The 16,172-nt window shown below is 70.2% G+C and carries 16 protein-coding genes; 12 read left to right on the top strand and 4 right to left on the bottom strand.

Translation table 11 applies throughout. From position 1 onward, the window contains the following. Nucleotides 1–14 precede the first annotated feature (14 nt). Both JIX55_RS20165 and JIX55_RS20160 read left to right on the top strand, forming a co-directional pair. A complete protein-coding gene (locus JIX55_RS20165) occupies nt 15–326 on the top strand; it encodes a YDG/SRA domain-containing protein (protein WP_257564701.1) in 312 nt (103 codons plus the stop codon). Next, the gene (locus JIX55_RS20160) at nt 296–1,072 is read left to right on the top strand and encodes a YDG/SRA domain-containing protein (RefSeq protein ID WP_306820116.1); all 777 of its coding nucleotides are present in this window, start codon (nt 296–298) and stop codon (nt 1,070–1,072) included. The genes JIX55_RS20165 and JIX55_RS20160 overlap by 31 nt, the downstream gene beginning before the upstream one ends. Nucleotides 1,073–1,466: 394 nt before the next feature. On the opposite strand, the gene JIX55_RS20155 is transcribed toward JIX55_RS20160, so the two are convergent. Then, the gene (locus tag JIX55_RS20155; protein ID WP_257564700.1) at nt 1,467–2,477 is read right to left on the bottom strand and encodes a hypothetical protein; all 1,011 of its coding nucleotides are present in this window, start codon (nt 2,475–2,477) and stop codon (nt 1,467–1,469) included. 241 nt (nt 2,478–2,718) lie between these two features. Then, a complete protein-coding gene (locus JIX55_RS20150; protein ID WP_257564699.1) occupies nt 2,719–4,287 on the bottom strand; it encodes a beta-1,6-galactanase in 1,569 nt (522 codons plus the stop codon). 557 nt (nt 4,288–4,844) lie between these two features. Here JIX55_RS20150 and JIX55_RS20145 point away from each other — a divergent pair. The 5 genes from JIX55_RS20145 (at nt 4,845) to JIX55_RS20125 (ending at nt 8,979) form a co-directional block, all read left to right on the top strand. Beyond that, nucleotides 4,845–6,179 carry a S8 family serine peptidase gene (locus JIX55_RS20145; RefSeq protein WP_257564698.1) on the top strand — a complete coding sequence of 445 codons (1,335 nt, stop codon included), beginning with the start codon at nt 4,845–4,847 and terminating at the stop codon, nt 6,177–6,179. Next, nucleotides 6,176–6,424, top strand: coding sequence for a hypothetical protein (locus JIX55_RS20140; protein WP_257564697.1), 249 nt, complete (start codon nt 6,176–6,178; stop codon nt 6,422–6,424). Before JIX55_RS20145 ends, JIX55_RS20140 begins: the two co-directional genes overlap by 4 nt. 334 nt (nt 6,425–6,758) lie before the next feature. Further along, a complete protein-coding gene (locus JIX55_RS20135) occupies nt 6,759–7,070 on the top strand; it encodes a DUF6412 domain-containing protein (protein WP_257564696.1) in 312 nt (103 codons plus the stop codon). 127 nt (nt 7,071–7,197) lie between these two features. Beyond that, nucleotides 7,198–7,980 carry a YidC/Oxa1 family membrane protein insertase gene (locus JIX55_RS20130; protein WP_257564695.1) on the top strand — a complete coding sequence of 261 codons (783 nt, stop codon included), beginning with the start codon at nt 7,198–7,200 and terminating at the stop codon, nt 7,978–7,980. Between the two features lie 141 nt (nt 7,981–8,121). Beyond that, on the top strand, nt 8,122–8,979 hold the full coding sequence (locus JIX55_RS20125) for a fumarylacetoacetate hydrolase family protein (RefSeq protein WP_257564694.1): 858 nt from the start codon (nt 8,122–8,124) through the stop codon (nt 8,977–8,979). A 163-nt stretch (nt 8,980–9,142) separates the two neighbouring features. On the opposite strand, the gene JIX55_RS20120 is transcribed toward JIX55_RS20125, so the two are convergent. Both JIX55_RS20120 and JIX55_RS20115 read right to left on the bottom strand, forming a co-directional pair. Further along, nucleotides 9,143–9,613 carry a heme-degrading domain-containing protein gene (locus tag JIX55_RS20120; RefSeq protein WP_257564693.1) on the bottom strand — a complete coding sequence of 157 codons (471 nt, stop codon included), beginning with the start codon at nt 9,611–9,613 and terminating at the stop codon, nt 9,143–9,145. Continuing rightward, nucleotides 9,610–10,698 (bottom strand): Gfo/Idh/MocA family protein, encoded by a 1,089-nt coding sequence (locus JIX55_RS20115; protein ID WP_257564692.1) that lies wholly within the window; start codon nt 10,696–10,698, stop codon nt 9,610–9,612. Before JIX55_RS20115 ends, JIX55_RS20120 begins: the two co-directional genes overlap by 4 nt. Before the next feature lie 56 nt (nt 10,699–10,754). Between JIX55_RS20115 and JIX55_RS20110 the strand changes: the two genes are divergently transcribed. From JIX55_RS20110 to JIX55_RS20090, 5 genes are all read left to right on the top strand, one after another. After that, entirely contained in the window at nt 10,755–11,900 is a 1,146-nt protein-coding gene (locus tag JIX55_RS20110) for an ROK family transcriptional regulator (RefSeq protein WP_257564691.1), read from the top strand. A gap of 224 nt (nt 11,901–12,124) precedes the next feature. Next, nucleotides 12,125–12,679, top strand: a complete 555-nt coding sequence (locus tag JIX55_RS20105) for a SigE family RNA polymerase sigma factor (protein WP_257564690.1) — start codon at nt 12,125–12,127, stop codon at nt 12,677–12,679. Next, nucleotides 12,676–14,052 carry a PQQ-like beta-propeller repeat protein gene (locus tag JIX55_RS20100; RefSeq protein ID WP_257564689.1) on the top strand — a complete coding sequence of 459 codons (1,377 nt, stop codon included), beginning with the start codon at nt 12,676–12,678 and terminating at the stop codon, nt 14,050–14,052. The genes JIX55_RS20105 and JIX55_RS20100 overlap by 4 nt, the downstream gene beginning before the upstream one ends. Before the next feature lie 190 nt (nt 14,053–14,242). Beyond that, nucleotides 14,243–15,124 (top strand): cell wall protein, encoded by an 882-nt coding sequence (locus JIX55_RS20095; protein ID WP_257564688.1) that lies wholly within the window; start codon nt 14,243–14,245, stop codon nt 15,122–15,124. A gap of 231 nt (nt 15,125–15,355) precedes the next feature. Beyond that, nucleotides 15,356–16,135 (top strand): HAD-IIA family hydrolase, encoded by a 780-nt coding sequence (locus JIX55_RS20090; protein ID WP_257564687.1) that lies wholly within the window; start codon nt 15,356–15,358, stop codon nt 16,133–16,135. The last annotated feature ends 37 nt before the right edge of the window (nt 16,136–16,172 follow it).

Genomic DNA, 16,172 nt, shown 5'->3' with positions numbered 1-16,172 from the left:
TCCAGTATGGTCGCGTGGGCAACGGACGAAAAATCGGTCACATATCGGGCATCGACCCTGGCGCGGAGTTCCATCGACGCTTGCAGGTGAAGCGGGCCGACCTGCACAGAGATACGGTTCGAGGTATCTCGTGGCTGGCTGATGAGGAAGACGGCAGTGACGTCGCCGATGCCATCGTGCTGCACGGTGGTTACGAGGACGACGAGGATCACTGGACCTGGGTGCGGTACACGGGTGCCTCGCCTGACGTGGATAAGTACAAGGAGAACGGGGTTCCGAAACTCCGCCGAAGTCAATCCTGGGCATACCAGGACATGCTGCTCTGAAGCGGAGCTTCGAGCGAGGGTATCCAATCCGGGTCATTCGTGGCTGGAAGGGGGACTCCAGGTATTCGCCGATCAATTGTTACAGATTTGACGGGCTCTACAGGATCACGGACATCCGCACGGCTGTGTCGAAGTCACTGACTTCGGATGGCACACCCATCGAAATCTGCCAGTTTGATTTGAAGCGGCTGCCCGAGGAACTTCAGGACTCGACGGCCGTTGAGCGTCAGATTCATAACCTGCTGGAGCAGCAGGAAGAGCTTCCACTGGATGAGTTGGAGCCGGTGGAGAGTGAGGCCGAAGCGGAATCGGACGAGGAGACACCGCCAGGGGAGAAGTTCCCCGAGAAGCGCTCTACGACGGTGCAGCGTTTGGTGCGTGACACCGCAGTACCGAGGAACGTCAAGGCGCTCTATGACGGGACGTGCCAAGTATGTGGCCTGCGTTTGGTGGGCCCGAACGGCAATACCTACAGCGAAGGTGCTCACATCCAACCCCTCGGTGAACCGCATCGTGGGCCCGATGTGGAACCGAACGTCCTGTGCCTCTGCCCCAACTGCCATGTACGGCTTGATATCGGGGCCATAGTCATTGAGGACGACTGGTCGATCATTGTGCGTGCAGGAGCACTCGGCGGAAACGTCCACCCCAAACTCACCATGCATCGCAAGCACAAGGTGCACGTCGACTACGTCCGCTATCACCGAAAGCGGTGGCAGGGGGACTCTGGTCCCAGCGCGGAATAGGGCCGGTCGCCTCACCTGTCGGGGTCTGTGACGGGTCTGGCCTCGGTGGCCCTGCCAATGGAGTCGAGCCTTGGCCGGACTTGCCTCCTGCTGTGTGGGTTGCCGTTGGGCCGCTCGCACCTTGGCAGTGTCGTGCTTCCGCGGCCCGCGTCAAGGGCGCTGCGCGTCGCCTTCGGCGATGGCCCTGCGGGCCACCCTTGACCCGGGCCGCTCCAGCACGGGGGGAGAAGCGAGCGAGCGGCCCGGAGGGTGGGTGGCCCAGGTTGGTTCGGGGAGAAGGTGGATGGGGTGTGGGCCGGGGTGCGGGGCGCGTTCTCGCCTCGCCGGCACGCCGGGTTTGTTGGCGGCTTGTGGTGTGTGGGTGGTTCGGCCCTCGACTGACGGTGGTGGGGTGCTACGCGCCGTGGCAGCCCTCGTACTGCTGGCCCGAGTCGCACCAACACGAGCTGCCCCGCTGCGGTGGCCACGCCACGGCCAGGCCTCGGGCGGCCAGGGTTGTTGCGTACTGGGGGAGCAGGGTGGCGTCTCCCGGGGACGAGCCCTCCGACGCCGCGAAGGCCTCGTACGACGGCACCGTTCCCGTCACGATGCCCAGGTTCGGGGTGCCCGAGGACGACAGCTCCCGCAGTGAGGCCTCTATCGTCGCGAGGTGTTCCTGATGCGACGGGTACTCCACAGCCAGGCCCGGGTACGCCGTCACCAGTTCTGAGAGTTCTGGGGCCGGCCAGTGCAGGACCGCTACCGGGAACGGGCGGGACAGGGCCTCCCGGTACGCGCCCAACTCCGCCCGGAGGCGGGAGATTTCGGCTTGCAGCTCCGCCGGGTTGTCCGAGCCCAGGGACCATACGCGCTTCGGGTCGTGCAGTTCGTCCAACGACACCGACGACGAGTGGAGGGTGTCGGCCATGGCGTCCCACTCGTCGTGGATCGCGCCCAGCATGCGGCGGACGCGGTGGCGGCCGAAGAGGAGGGCGCGGGTGGCGTAGGGGGGCTCAGGGACGTCTGTCAGGAGGAGGGTCACGGCTGCCGTGAAGGTGTCCTGGGCCGCTTCGAGCTCGTCGTGGGATTCCAGGGCCTCGGCGACGATCACCCAGGGGGCCGGGTCTCGGGGGAGTGCCGCGCGGACGCCGTCGATGATGGCTCGGGCTTCGGCCTCGTGGCCGTACTCCCAGAGGTTGGAGGCTTTCAGCGCTCGTACGAGGTGGGGGTTCTCCAGTGGGGTGGAGGACGAGAGGAGGCGGTCGTAGAGGGCCGTCGCGGTGGGGCGGTCGCCGGAGAGTTCCCGGTGCGCGGCGGCCTGCAGGAGCAGGTGCTCGGCGTCCTCGGGGTAGAGGTCGGCGGTCCGCTCTAGGCGTGCCGCTTCGGCGTTGTGGTCGACGTTCTCGGCAGGCGTGTCGGGGCGCATGGACGACACCGTACTGCCCGATGGGGGACCGAGGTGAGGTACGGGTTGAGGTAGGGGCGGAGGTGTGCGGGTAGCAGGCCAGGGGCGTCCTGTCCTCAGGGCGCCCGGCCCGCTCCCGGCCGATCTCCGCGTGACACCCGTCCCCGTTCGGTAGAGCCACAGCAGCGGAGGGGGAGGGGCGCGGAGGTGTGCGGGCCGAGGGTGACCCCGGCCCGCCGCGGCGTCGTCGTAGACGGATTCTCTAGATCGTCACCCCGTCGATCTGCAGCGTCTGCACCGCGCCCGCCGCGAACGGCACCGCGACCGACTTGCCGCTCAGGCGGGTGTCCGAGTACGCGCGGTAGCGGTCGCTGCCGCCTGATGTGTGGGTGTTCCAGCGGGGGACCAGGCCGTTCGTGCCGCCCGTGACCGTCGTGAAGCGCGAGAGGTCGAAGGTCAGGGTCTGGGCGGACGTCGAGGTGTTGATCGCGACTATCACCAGGCGCTTCGCCGACGCGTCGTACGCCGCCGCCGTGTAGCTGGAGCCCGCGTCCAGGATCGTCATTCCCGGGCGGATGTGGCGGCTGAACTGCGCCATCACGTAGTACTTCGTCTGTACAGTCGTCGGCTGGAGCGTGTTCGCGTCGTACGCGATCATCGCCCAGCCCGCCGTCGGGTCCATCACCTGCCAGTAGACCCAGGCTGTGGGGTGGAGCCAGCGGAAGTCATAACAGAGGTTGCGGGCGAGGGTCCAGCCCGTGCCGTCGCTGTCGCCCGTCTCCGAGTTCCAGAGTTTCTTGCCGGAGGTGGTGACCACGTCCGTGTACAGCAAGTCCCTACGGCCGCCCGCGCCCTGGTAGCCGTGGACGTTCACCTGGCTGACCAGGGATTTCGTGGAGGAGTCGAAGGAGTTCCACGTCGAGCGGGCCGTGTCGTAGTTCGTCTCGTCGGACGCGGTGATGCGGACGGAGGTCAGGCCGCGCTTGTCCAACTCGCTGCGCATGTGCGGGAGTACGGCCGCCTGGACGGCCGGGTCCATGTGGCAGCCCTCCTGGGTGCCGGTCGCCGTCCACCACGATGACGCCGGCTCGTTGAAGGGGTCGACCGTCGCGAAGTTCACGCCCCAGTTGTTCTTGGCGTAGAGGGCCACCGCCGCCAGGTGGGAGGCGTGCTGGCGGTAGTTCCAGGACTGGAGGTTGTTGCCGCCGCCGGCGGCGCCCGAGGGGTTGTGGTTCAGACACATCCACCACATGGGCGAGTTGGCGAACAACTCCGTTGTCGCCCCCCGCGCGACCGCCTTCGTCAGGGCCGCGCGCTGGGTCGCGTCGGCCGTCCAGTCCCAGGCCGAGGAGGTCGGGTCCTCGTTGTTCCAGTCCTGCCAGAAGCCCTCGATCTGCTTGAAGGCGGGGATGTTGGCGGACTCGACCATGGTCTGGCCCTCGACGGTGTTCCAGCTGCACGCGCCGAGGTTGTAGCGGGCGATGTTCATGCCCAGGCCGGGGAGGGCCGTGCCGTTGTACGTCGTCGTCTTGGTGGTGAACCAGAGGTCGGCGAAGTCGTCCCGGGCGCCGAAGACGTTGGCCCACCAGGCGAGCGAGGTGCCCCAGCCCTCCCAAGTGCCATATTTCGTGGCGGGGTTGACCGCGATGGTCGCGTCGGCGTGTGCGGTGCCGGTGCCGAGGGCGGTGCCCACGACCGCGCCGCCGGCCGCGGCCAGCAGGGCTCTGCGGCCGAACGCGCCGGGGCGGCGGTCGGTACCTGAGGCCGCCGTCTCCGCGGTCTGCGGGGTCGGTCTCGCCTGGTCGTCGTTCGGGTGCGGGGATGCAGTCATGTCAGCTCCGGGGGGATGCGGGTGCCGAGGGGAGAGAAAGGCGGGGATTGGGGGAACCGCCACCTTCCGAACTGCCAGTAGGGACATCGGAAGAGTCAGGGGTGAACGGTGGGGTTGTCGAGATGTGTGACAGCGCTTTCTTCGATTTCTTTCAAGGGTTGTGAGAAGGGGAGATGAAAGGGGTCGCACGCCCGGCGACGGTGGGGTCCCGCGGTCCGTCCCGCGCAGCGGGGTGCGGCCGTCGCACGGGTGGGCAGCTCCGGTCGGTGCAGCTCAGGTGAACGGGGGGCGCCGTTGCCCGGGCTGCCGGGGCTCTCCCGTGCCACGTGCGGCGGCGCTGTGTTGCCGACCTCCGCGCCCGGTGCGACGGTGTTCGAGGCGCCTCGCGCAGGCAACGGTCCAGCTTGGAACCGCCTTGCCGGAGGCGACGGCGCCGCGCGTCGACGCGCGGTTCGGCCGCGCCCGTCAATTCTGGCGTGTCCTCAGCTTTTAGCGCCCTGTGAGTCGACGCGTGTCCACGAACCCTCGGGGGTAGCGCACAGAAAGCGGGAAATTCAATGGCGAACGGCCCCATGGACAGGCGTGCCTTCGGCGAACAGCCGGGTCGGCCCGACAGCCCCGGCACAGGCCAGGGCACGGAGTACACCGGCCGGTACGTGATCCTGCTCGACCCGGGCAACCAGGAGAGCGGACTGAACGCACTGCGTTCCGCCGCCGACATCGCGACGGTGGAACGTGTCCGCGGAACGGAGACGGCGAACGTCGCCGAACTTCTTGAGCGCCCGGATGTCTCGGTGCTCTTCGAAGACCTCGCGGCCGCCGTCGTCGAAGTACGGCCCGAGCAGCGCCACGCGCTGGTGACCACGGCGGAGTCGAACTCCGCGATCATCGCGGCGGAGCCGGAGCGCATGGTCTACGCCCTGCCGATCACCGCCCCGCAGCAGGCACCGACCGCGTTCTTCCCGGCCTACCGCAGTGACGAGGACGTGGTCACCCACCACACCAGGGCCGAGATCGCCGCCGGCCAGGGCCCGGCCTGGAACGAGGAGAAGTGGACCTGGGGCGTGCAGGCGATCCGGGCCAACCTGACCAACCTGACCGGACGCGATGTGAAGATCGCCGTCCTCGACACCGGCGTCGACACCGACCACCCGGACCTGGCCGCGCGCATCGAGGAGACGGCGTCCTTCGTGCCCGGCGAGAGCGTCGAGGACAGCAACGGCCACGGCACCCACTGCATCGGCACCGCCGCCGGCCCGGCCAACCCCCAGCAGGGCCCCCGCTACGGCGTCGCCTGCGAAGCCCGGATCCTCGCGGTGAAGGTGCTCAGCAACGCGGGCAGCGGCACCGACGGCCAGATCCTGGCGGGCATGGCCTGGGCCGTCGCCCGCGGCGCGCGAGTGATCTCCATGTCGCTCGGCGCGCGGGTCCGGCCGGGTGAGCTCTTCCCGCAGACGTACGAGATCCTGGCCAGGCGCGCGCTCGAGCGCGGGACGGTGATCGTCGCCGCGGCCGGCAACGACAGCCGCCGGCCCCCGAGCATCGAGCCCGTCAGCCGGCCCGCCAACTGCCCGTCCATCCTCGCGGTGGCCGCGCTCGACAAGGCGATCGCGCCGACGTTCTTCTCCAACGGCGGCATCAACGGCCAGGGCGGCGGGATCGACATCGCGGCGCCGGGCTGGCAGGTGCTCTCGGCTGCCGTCGGCGGCGGGGTCAGGCCCGAAAACGGCACCAGCATGGCCACCCCGCACGTCGCCGGTGTCCTCGCACTGCTCGCCCAGGCGAACCCCAGCGCCTCCGCGGCCGAGCTCAAGGCCATGCTGCTGGCCGGCGCGTTCCCGCTGCAGCAGCCCGTCAGCGACGTCGGCGCGGGCCTGCTCCAGGCCCCGTGAGCGAGTCCTCCCACTCCGCACCGGTCGGGGTCATCCTCGCGGTCGACCCCGACCGGTTCGCGGAAGTCGTCGAGGTCCTACGGCGTGCCGGACTGACGGTCACGGGCGAGCAGCCGATCGTCGGCACGCTCTCCGGAACCGTCGCGGAGGAACGGATCCCGGCCCTGGAGGCGATCGACGGCGTCGATTCCCTCGACCGGGAGCGCACCATCCAGCTCCCCCCGCCCGACTCTCCGATTCAGTGAGTCGGCCGGAGAGACGCCCCGGGCCTGTGCCCGGGGCGTCTCTCCGTCGAGCCCGCCTCGATCGAGGTCGGCCGCCCCGCTCGCGACCCCACCGCTCGCCCCGGTTGTCAGCGGCGTCCTGTATAAACGAAAAGGTGACCGGCCGTACGGCCGAAAGAGTGTCACCACGGCATGAGGCCGAAGCGTCAGAAGTACCAGAAGGCCAAAAGCGCCAGAAGGCCAAAAGCGCCAGAAGGCCAAAAGCGCCAGAAGGCCATAGGCGCCAGAAGGCCAGAAGTGGCAGAAGGCCAGAAGTGGCAGAAGGCCAGAAGTGGCAGAAGGGGGGAAGTGAGCCATGTTCCGGAGCTGGGCCGATCCGCGTCCTGTCGCCGTGCTGCTCCTCGTCCTCTTCGAACTCTCGGTGTTGGACGCCGGCACGCTCTCCGCGGCCGTCGCCTTCGCCGCGACCGCCGCGGCCGGCTCCGCGTTCGCCGCCTGCGCGTTGATCGCCTCGCGCTGCGCGCCCGTCGTACCCCGTACGCGGGTGCGGACAGCCATACGGGACCGTGAGCGCCGTACGGCGTTCCTGCCCCAACGTGATCCCGATGCCCGCGGCCGTACGCGGCCCCGGGCGCCCGGACGTGCCCTCCTGACGGCCACCGCGTAGGGCACGCTCCCAGCCACCTGACTGCACGTGCCCTTTCCGCGGGCCGTCGCGCCAAGTCCCCGGTCATCCGGACTGTCCCGGACGACCACTTCCTGGCACGACGAGACCCCCTGGAGGGCTCCCACCCATGTCCGTTTTCGCCGACCTGGTCGCGCATCTCGCCGATCTGCTCCAGCCGCTGTTCCACGCCTCCGCGACGGCCGTCGCGATCGTCCTGTTCACGGCGCTCGTACGACTGCTCGTGCATCCCCTGTCCCGGGCGGCGGCGCGGGGGCAGCGGGCGCGGATCGCGTTGCAGCCGAAGATCGCGGAGCTGCGGAAGAAGCACGCGAAGAACCCGGAGAAGCTGCAGAAGGCGGTGCTGGAACTGCACACGGAGGAGAAGGTGTCGCCGCTGTCCGGCTGCCTGCCCAGCCTCTGCCAGCTGCCGGCCTTCTTCCTCCTCTACCACCTGTTCTCCAACAAGACGATCGGCGGCGAGGCCAACGCCCTGCTCACCCACCGGCTCTTCGCGGCACCGCTCGGCGACCGCTGGGCCGACGCGCTGGGCGAGGGCGGCGTGTTCGGGGCGCAGGGGCTTGTCTACGTGGGGTTGTTCGTGATCGTCGCGGGCGTCGCGGCCTTCAACTTCCGGCGTACGAAGCTGATGATGGCGGCGGGCACCGCCGGGATGCCGGCCGTGTCGGACGAGCAGGTGCCCGGGATGGCGGCCGGCATGGGGGCCATCAGCAAGTTCATGCCGTTCATGTCCTTCTTCACGCTGGTCACCGTGGCGGTGGTGCCGCTCGCGGCCGCGCTGTACGTGGTGACCAGTACGACGTGGAGTGCGGTGGAGCGGGCGGTGCTCTATCCCCTGCCTTCAGCCGGGACTGCCGCTGCCGCCGGCACGTCGGCGGCTACCGCTCAGTAGGCCAGCTTGGGTCAGCGGCACGGGCGGTCCACTCCGTGAACCGGGTATTGCGGAGTGGACGGTGACCTTGGAGGATCGACCAGTCCTCCGATGGCTGCACCCATCGGTGGGGCGGCAAACGATTGAGGGAGATGGACGACGATGAAGCTGCTGCGAGTCGGTACGGCGGGTGCGGAGCGGCCCGCGCTGCTCGACGCCGAGGGCGTCCTCCGGGATCTGTCGGGGGTCGTGCCGGACATCGACGGCGCGCTGCTCGCGGACGACGCGGCGCTCGGCCGGGTCCGGGCGGCGGCCGAGAGCGGTGAGCTGCCCGTCCTGGATGCGGCCGGGCTACGGATCGGGCCGCCGCTCGCCCGTATCGGCAAGATCGTCTGTATCGGGCTCAACTACCACGACCACGCCCGCGAGACCGGGGCCGAGCCGCCCTCCGAGCCGGTGATCTTCTTCAAGGCGGCGGACACGGTCGTCGGGCCGAACGACACGGTTCTCGTGCCGCGCGGGTCGGCCAAGACCGACTGGGAGGTCGAGCTCGCGGTCGTCATCGGGCGCACCGCCCGTTACGTCGAGTCCCGCGAGGCGGCGCTCGCGCATGTCGCCGGGTACGCCGTCTCGCACGACGTGTCCGAGCGGGAGTTCCAGCTGGAGCGGGGCGGGACGTGGGACAAGGGCAAGAACTGCGAGACGTTCAATCCGCTGGGGCCGTGGCTGGTGACCGCGGACGAGGTGCCCGATCCGCAGAAGCTGGGGCTGCGGTTGTGGGTCAACGGGGAGTTGAAGCAGGACGGGACGACGGCCGAGCAGATCTTCGCGGTGAGTGAAGTCGTGCGGTACGTCAGTCAGTTCATGGTGCTTTACCCCGGGGATGTCATCAACACGGGGACGCCCGCGGGGGTGGCGTTGGGGGAGCCCGAGCCGAAGCCGTTCCTGAAGGGCGGGGACGTGGTCGAGCTGGAGATCGAGGGGCTCGGGCGGCAGCGGCAGGAGTTCAAGAACGCGTAGGCGCTCCGCTTGGGGCGCCGGGTGCCCAAGGGGTGGGGGACTGCGGGTTTCTGGCGGCTGCGGGTTCGTTGTGGCTTGTCGCGCAGTTCCCCGCGCCCCTTGAGGGCGCGGCTGTACCCGGCAGTTTCCACTCGCCCCCTGAAGGGCGCGGCCTTGCCGGTAACTACAACCCGCCCTTGAAACGCTCCAACGCCTCCACCACCATCGCGTGGTCCTCCAGTTGGGGCAGGCCCGATACCGTCACCGTGCCGATCACTCCCGCGCCCTCCACCGTCAGCGGGAACGAACCGCCGTGCGCCGCGTAGAGATCCGGGTCCAGGCGGGACGACTCCTCGAAGGTTGTGCCCTTCGCGCGGAAGCGGGCGCCGACCAGGTACGAGGAGTCGGCGTAGCGTTCCACGACCCGGCGTTTGCGGTCGATCCAGGCGTCGTTGTCCGGGGTCGAGCCGGGGAGGGCGGCGTGGAAGAGCTGCTGGGGGCCGCGGCGGATGTCGATGGCGACCGGGGCGTTCCGGTCGCGGGCCAGCTCCACCAGCAGTGAGCCCAGCGCCCAGGCGTCCTCGTACGTGAACCGGGGGAGCACCAGGCGGCGCTCCTGGGCCTCCAGCTCCTCGATGCTCGGGGTGTCGGTCATGTCAGCTTCACCGCCACGCCCTCGTGCGCCGACTTCCGTGCCGCCTCCAGTACGTCCAGCGCGGCGGCCGCCTCGTACGCGGTGACCGGGTTCTCGCCGGTGCCGTGCAGGGCGGCGGCCACGGCGGCGTAGTACGCGGGGTAGTCGCCGGGGAGGGTCGGGACGGGGCGGCCGCCGTCGGTCAGGGGGGAGTCGCCGGCGCCGATGCGGCCCCAGAGGTCATCGGGCTCCAGGCCCCATTCGGCGCCGGGGGCGGGGCGTTCGCCCTCGCGGAGGGCCGCTTCCTGGGGGTCGAGGCCGTACTTCACGTAACCCGCCTCTGAGCCCAACACGCGGAAGCGCGGGCCGAGTTGGGGGGTGACGGCGGAGGCGTAGAAGTGGGAGCGGACGCCGCCGGCGTGGGTGACGGCGATGAATGTGTCGTCGTCCGTCTCGGCGCCGGGGCGGCGGAGGTCGGACTCGGCGTAGACGAGGGTCGCGGGGCCGAAGAGGGTGAGGGCCTGGTCGACGACGTGGCTGCCCAGGTCGTAGAGCAGACCTCCGATCTCTGCGGGGTCGCCGGACTCGCGCCAGCCGCCCTTGAGCTGGGGGCGCCAGCGTTCGAAGCGGGACTCGAAGCGGCGGATCTCGCCCAGCTCGCCCTCGGCGAGCAGCTTGCGCAGGGTCAGGAAGTCGTTGTCCCAGCGGCGGTTCTGGAAGACGGAGAGGAACAGGCCGCGGGAGTCCGCGAGGGCGGCCAGCTCGCGTGCCTCGGCCGCCGTACCGGCGACGGGCTTGTCGACGACGACCGCGAGGCCCGCCTCCAGGGCGGCGGTCGCGATCGGGACGTGCGTCTTGTTCGGGGAGGCGACGACGACCAGGTCCAACTCGTCCGCCCGGCCCCACAACTCGTCCGCCGTGGCCGCGAACCGCACCTCCGGGAACTCGGCGCGGGCCTGCGCCTGCCGCTCCGGGTTCGAGGTGACGACCGTGTCGAGGGCCAGGCCCTCCGTCGCGGCGATCAGCGGGGCGTGGAAGACGGAGCCCGCGAGGCCGTAGCCGACGAGGGCGACGCGGAGGGGCCTGCCTGTGCTGGTGCCTGTCATGCCATCCACTTAAGCAACGCTGTTGCCAAAGTGCAAGCACGAGAGACAATGGAGGTGTGAACGGCAACGGGAACGGGCGTACCGCGGGAGTGACCGGCGTGAATATCCTCGCGCTGCGCAGCCACAACGGGGCGCTGATCCTCGACCTGCTGCGGATCGCAGGGGCGGCCGGGATAAGCCGGCTGGAGCTGGCCGAGCGGGCGGGGCTCACCCCGCAGGCGGTCAGCAAGATCACCGCCCGGCTGCGCGCGGACGGTCTTGTGACCGAGGCGGGGTACCGGGCGTCCACCGGGGGCAAGCCGCGCACCGTACTGCGGCTCGTGCCCGACGCCGGGCACGCGGTCGGCCTCCACCTCGACCGCGACGAGCTGACGGCCGTGCTCTGCGATCTGACCGGCGCGGTGGTCGCGGAGCGGCGGACGCCGCTGAGCCTGGGGGCCGGGGCGGACGCCGTGGTGGAGGGTGCGGCGCGTGAGGTGGAGGCGCTGCTGACGGAGGCGCGTGCGAGGCGTGGTGCGGTCGAGGCTGCGCCGCTCCTCCCCGTACTGGGGGTCGGAGTCGCCCTCCCCGGCCCCCTCGACCATCTGCACGGTGTGCTGCACCGGGTCACCGGCTTCCCGGAGTGGGACGGGTTTCCGCTGCGGGCGGCGCTGGCGCGGCGGCTGCGGATGCCGGTGGTGGTCGACAAGGACACCAACGCGGCGGCGCTGGGGCTCGCGGCGGTCGCGGGGGCGCACGGGTCCTTCGCCTACCTCCACCTCGGCACGGGGCTGGGGGCGGGGCTCGTGATCGACGGGAAGGTGCACCGGGGGGCCCGGACCCGGGCCGGTGAGTTCGGGCATCAGGTCGTCCAGCTGGACGGGCCGATGTGCGAGTGCGGCAACCGTGGGTGCGTCGAGGCGTTGTGTCTCGCGGCGGTGGCGCGGGGGGATGTGGAGGAGGCGGCGCGGGTGCTCGGTACGGGGGTCGCGAACCTTGTGGGGCTGCTCGACATCGAGCTGGTCCTACTGGGCGGGCGGACGGTCGAGGCCCATCCCGACGCGTTCGTGCGGGGGGTGGGGTTCGTGCTCGACGAGTGGGCTCGGCTGCAGGGGGAGGACCCCGCGGTGCCTGTGCGGGTGGCCGGGGGCGGGGCATCCGGGGTCGCGGAGGGGGCGGCCCAGTTGCTGCTCGCGCCGTTGTTCGGGCGTGAGGACGGGTGAGGCGCCGCTGAGACACGTTCGAGAGGTGGTCAGGCCCTGCCCTGGATGTCGCCGATCCCCCGCCCCGCTCTGCCCTGCTCTGCCCTGCTCTGCCCCGCTCTGCTCTGCTCCCCTCTGCTCCGCCGCGACTCACCGACTCGGCGTGAACTCGGAATCTCGCCCGCTGAGGGATAGTCGCGGGCGGCTCAGCACGTCGTGACGGTTGCCAAGAAGAGGGAGGGTCGATGAAGGCCTCGAGTCACGACGAGTTCCGGGAGTTCGTAGCGATGCGCTCCACCGCGCTGCTGCGGCTCGCGGTGCTGCTCACCGGCGGGGACCGGCATGCCGCGGAGGATCTGCTGCAGATCGCGCTGATGAAGGCGTACGGGCGGTGGGCGAGCATCGAGCAGCCCGAGGCGTACGTCCGCCAGGTCCTGTACCGCCAGCAGGTCAACCGCTGGCGGCTGCGCAGACATCGCGCCGAGACGACGGTGCCCGTACTGCCCGAGTCCGGCGGTGACACCGACACCGGGTCGGACTCCGAGCTGCGGATCGCGCTGTGGGCGGCGCTCGGCCGTCTGACGAAGCGGCAGCGGGCCGTGGTCGTGCTGCGCTACTTCGAGGACCTGCCGGAGGGTGAGGTCGCGTCGCTGCTGGGGTGCCCGGTCGGCACGGTGCGCAGCACGGCGTACCGGTCGCTCGCCAAACTCCGGGTCCTCGTACCGGAATTGGGGCCCGCCGGGCTCGCGGAAGAACAGGCACGGCAGCTCAGTCTTACGCCGAAGGGGGCCCAGGGATGACGACGGAACAGGTGGAGCAGAAGGTCCGGGAGACTCTGCACGCCGTCGACCTGGACCGGGTACGGGCGTCCGGCGACCTGGTCGAGAAGGTGGTGCGGCGGCGCGCCCGACGGCGTTTCTCGCAGGTGGCGGGGACGGCGGCGGCTGTGGCCGCGATCACCGCGGGGGCGGTGCTCGGCTTCGGGGGCGGCGGGTTGACCGACCAGGACCGGCCGGCGCGGCCGGCGGCGTCGCCGGAGAGCTGGAAGCCGTGGCGGATCAGCGACCCGGGCGCCGCTGGGCGGGGCTGCCTGGTGGACGGCTCCGCGCTGTACTGCGCCGGGTCCAAGTACGACGCCGCGAAGTTCGACGCGAACACCGGCGAGCGGTTGTGGACGGTCAAGGTCAACGGCGGGGGCGGCGGGTCCGACCATCCGTTCGCCGTGCGCGACGGCGTGCTCTACGGCTACCGCAACCACACCGCCGACAAGCAGCCGAACGGCGACTACGCGGGCGGCACCGACCTGATGGCGGTGAACACCGACACCGGCAAGGTGCTGTGGACGGTGGAGCTGGCGAGCGACAACCGCGACGACCAGGCCGCCCTGCTCATCGACGGCGCGGTACTGGCCAACACCCCGACGGACCGGACGCTGTCGGCCGTCGATCCGCGGACCGGTGAGGTGAAGTGGCGCCACACCTGGGACAAGGGCATCTGGTGCGACCGGACGGTGCTGAGCGGTGTCCCCTACCTCCTGTGCGCGCCGGATACCAAGAAGCCGGGCGACACCGACGTCTTCCGTCTCGACCCTGTCACCGGACGGACCGAGAAGGTCACGGACCTCCCCGGAAGGCAGGAAATCATCGGGATCTCGGGGGACCGGATGGCCCTGGTCACGGTGCCGCCCATGGAAGGCAAGACCCTCGAGGAGGAGGCCCGGAGAAGCAAGAACCTGGTGCTGACCCTCGTCGACAGCTCGGGGAAGCAGACCTCACGGCCCTATCGGGTCGAGGGGGCGACGGCCACCGTGGAACTCGTCGGTGATCGTCTGATCTCCGTGTCCTTGGAGGGCAAGGCCTCCTCCTACTCGCTCACGACCGGAAAGACCCTGTGGACCGCCCCGGTCGGCGTCAAGATGCCCGACGGGGAGGCGATCTGGGACGGCATCGCGTCTCCCGTGGTGTCGCCGAGCCAGAACGTCGTGTACTTCCTCGGCACGGCCGGCGATCTGTCCGGCCTCGATGTGCGCACGGGCGAGCAGCTCTGGCGCGGTCACGTCGACCCCAGTAAGTACGAGTACGGGTACCCGCCCCAGGTCCTGCTCTACGAGGATGTGCTGGTCGTCAGGTACGGCAGCAAGATCGTCTCCCTGCTGCCACGGATCGGCGACTGACCCGAAGAACCCCAGGCCGGGGCGGCACCTCCGCCCCGGCCGACGCCTCGGCAGGCCTGGTCCGACGCCCCGGTCCGGTGTCCGGGAAACGCCGCTCGCTCCGCTGATCGAGCGGACTTCCGCCCCGGTCCTCCGCCCCCAAGGCGTGGCGGGACCCCTCGGCGTGGCCAGATGGCAGGGTCATGTGTTCATGCGACTGTGCACGTGTCTGACCCTTGCCCTCGCCACCGCAGCCGCCCTCGTCAGTGGTCCCGCAGCGGCACTCGGCGGCACGCCCGGACCCCCGCTCACGGCAGCGGACGACCGTCGGCCCACCTGTGTCGGCGCCGACAGCAGTGCCTTCCCGATCCGGACCCGTATCCATGGAGGCCCCGCCACCTACGTCGCCGGCGGCGGCTTCCACACCTGGGCGCTGGAACTCACCAACACCACCTCCCGTACCTGCGGGAACATCCACCCGGTGGTCGTGCTGGTCGACGGCGCGCGCACGCTGAAGCGGACTCAGCCGCAGCTGGAGTTCTACGAGGACGCCAAGGGCACCACCTCCCGGCCGGTGACCTTCGAGCGGACCGAGTCGGACGAACTGGTCGGTGTCCTCGGGGGAGACGGGGACGGCGGCGGCACCGGCTTCACCGTGCCGCCCGGCCGCACTCTCACGGTCAAGGTCCGCCTCTCCCTCACCTCCGACGCGGCCGTACCGAACGACGTCGTGGCGAACGCGGCTGTGGTGGAGCGGCGGGGCGACGACAGCGAGTGGGTGGGGGAGTCGAACGACTACCGCTTCCGGATCACCGACGGAGAGGAAGAGGAAGAGGAAGCGGGAGAGGAAGAGGAAGAAGCCGCCAAGGACAGCGGTGGTGCCGCGGACGGTGACCGTGACCGTGACGCGGACGGTGACCGTGACGCGGACGGTGACGCGGACGGTGACCGTGAGGCCGTACGGGACCGGCAGCCGTACGCCGACGAGCTGGCCGCATCGGGCATGCGCGAGGCGCTGCCGTACGTGACCGGACTTCTCTTCCTCTCCGCCGGCGGACTGCTGATCGCGGCCGTCCGCAGGCGATCCGGCTGACCTGATGGCCGCCGCCTGCGCGTACCTGATGGCGGCCGTCCCTGTACCCGCCCGCGCGTACCTGATGGCGGCCGTCCCCGTACCCGCCCGTTGACCTGAGGCGGGCGGGTCTCAGCGGCCAAGATCGGCCTCCTCTTTCCAGCCACCGCTCACTAGGGTTGGGGGCGGCGCCGGACGTACAGATGTACGGACGTACGGCAGGAATCGACAGAGGTCGGCAGGAGATCGCACATGGCAGAGCGCAAGCCCATCGAGTCGTGGCTCACCGACATGGATGGTGTGCTCATCCACGAGGGCGTGCCGATCCCCGGTGCCGACGCCTTCATAAAGAAGCTCCGCGAGTCCGGGCGCCCCTTCCTGGTGCTCACCAACAACTCGATCTACACGGCCCGTGACCTGCACGCCCGCCTCGCCCGCATGGGACTGGACGTGCCCGTCGAGAACATCTGGACCTCCGCCCTGGCGACCGCCCAGTTCCTGGACGACCAGCGGCCCGGCGGCACGGCGTACGTCATCGGCGAAGCGGGGCTGACCACCGCGCTGCACGACATCGGGTACGTGCTCACCGACCACCAGCCCGACTACGTCGTCCTCGGCGAGACCCGCACATACTCCTTCGAGGCCATGACGAAGGCGGTACGGCTGATCAACGGCGGCGCCCGGTTCATCGCCACCAACCCGGACGAGACCGGCCCGTCCACCGAGGGCCCGCTGCCCGCGACCGGCGCCGTGGCCGCGCTGATCACCAAGGCGACCGGGCAGAAGCCGTACTTCGCGGGCAAGCCGAACCCGCTGATGATGCGCACCGGTCTGAACGCGATCGGCGCGCACTCCGAGACCAGCGCGATGATCGGCGACCGCATGGACACCGACGTCCTCGCGGGCATCGAGGCCGGGATGGAGACCTTCCTCGTCCTCACCGGCCTGACGACTTCCGAGCAGATCGAGAAGTTCCCGTACCGGCCGTCGAAGGTCGTGAACTCGATCGCGGACCTCGTCGACCGCATCTGAGCCTCCGACCCGTCGCGCCCGGCCCCAGCCCCAGCCC

It is taken from the genome of Streptomyces sp. DSM 40750 (genome assembly GCF_024612035.1).
GTDB lineage: Bacteria > Actinomycetota > Actinomycetes > Streptomycetales > Streptomycetaceae > Streptomyces.
The sequence above is the reverse complement of the archived record's forward strand: the minus strand, read 5'-3'. Positions and strand labels throughout refer to the sequence as shown.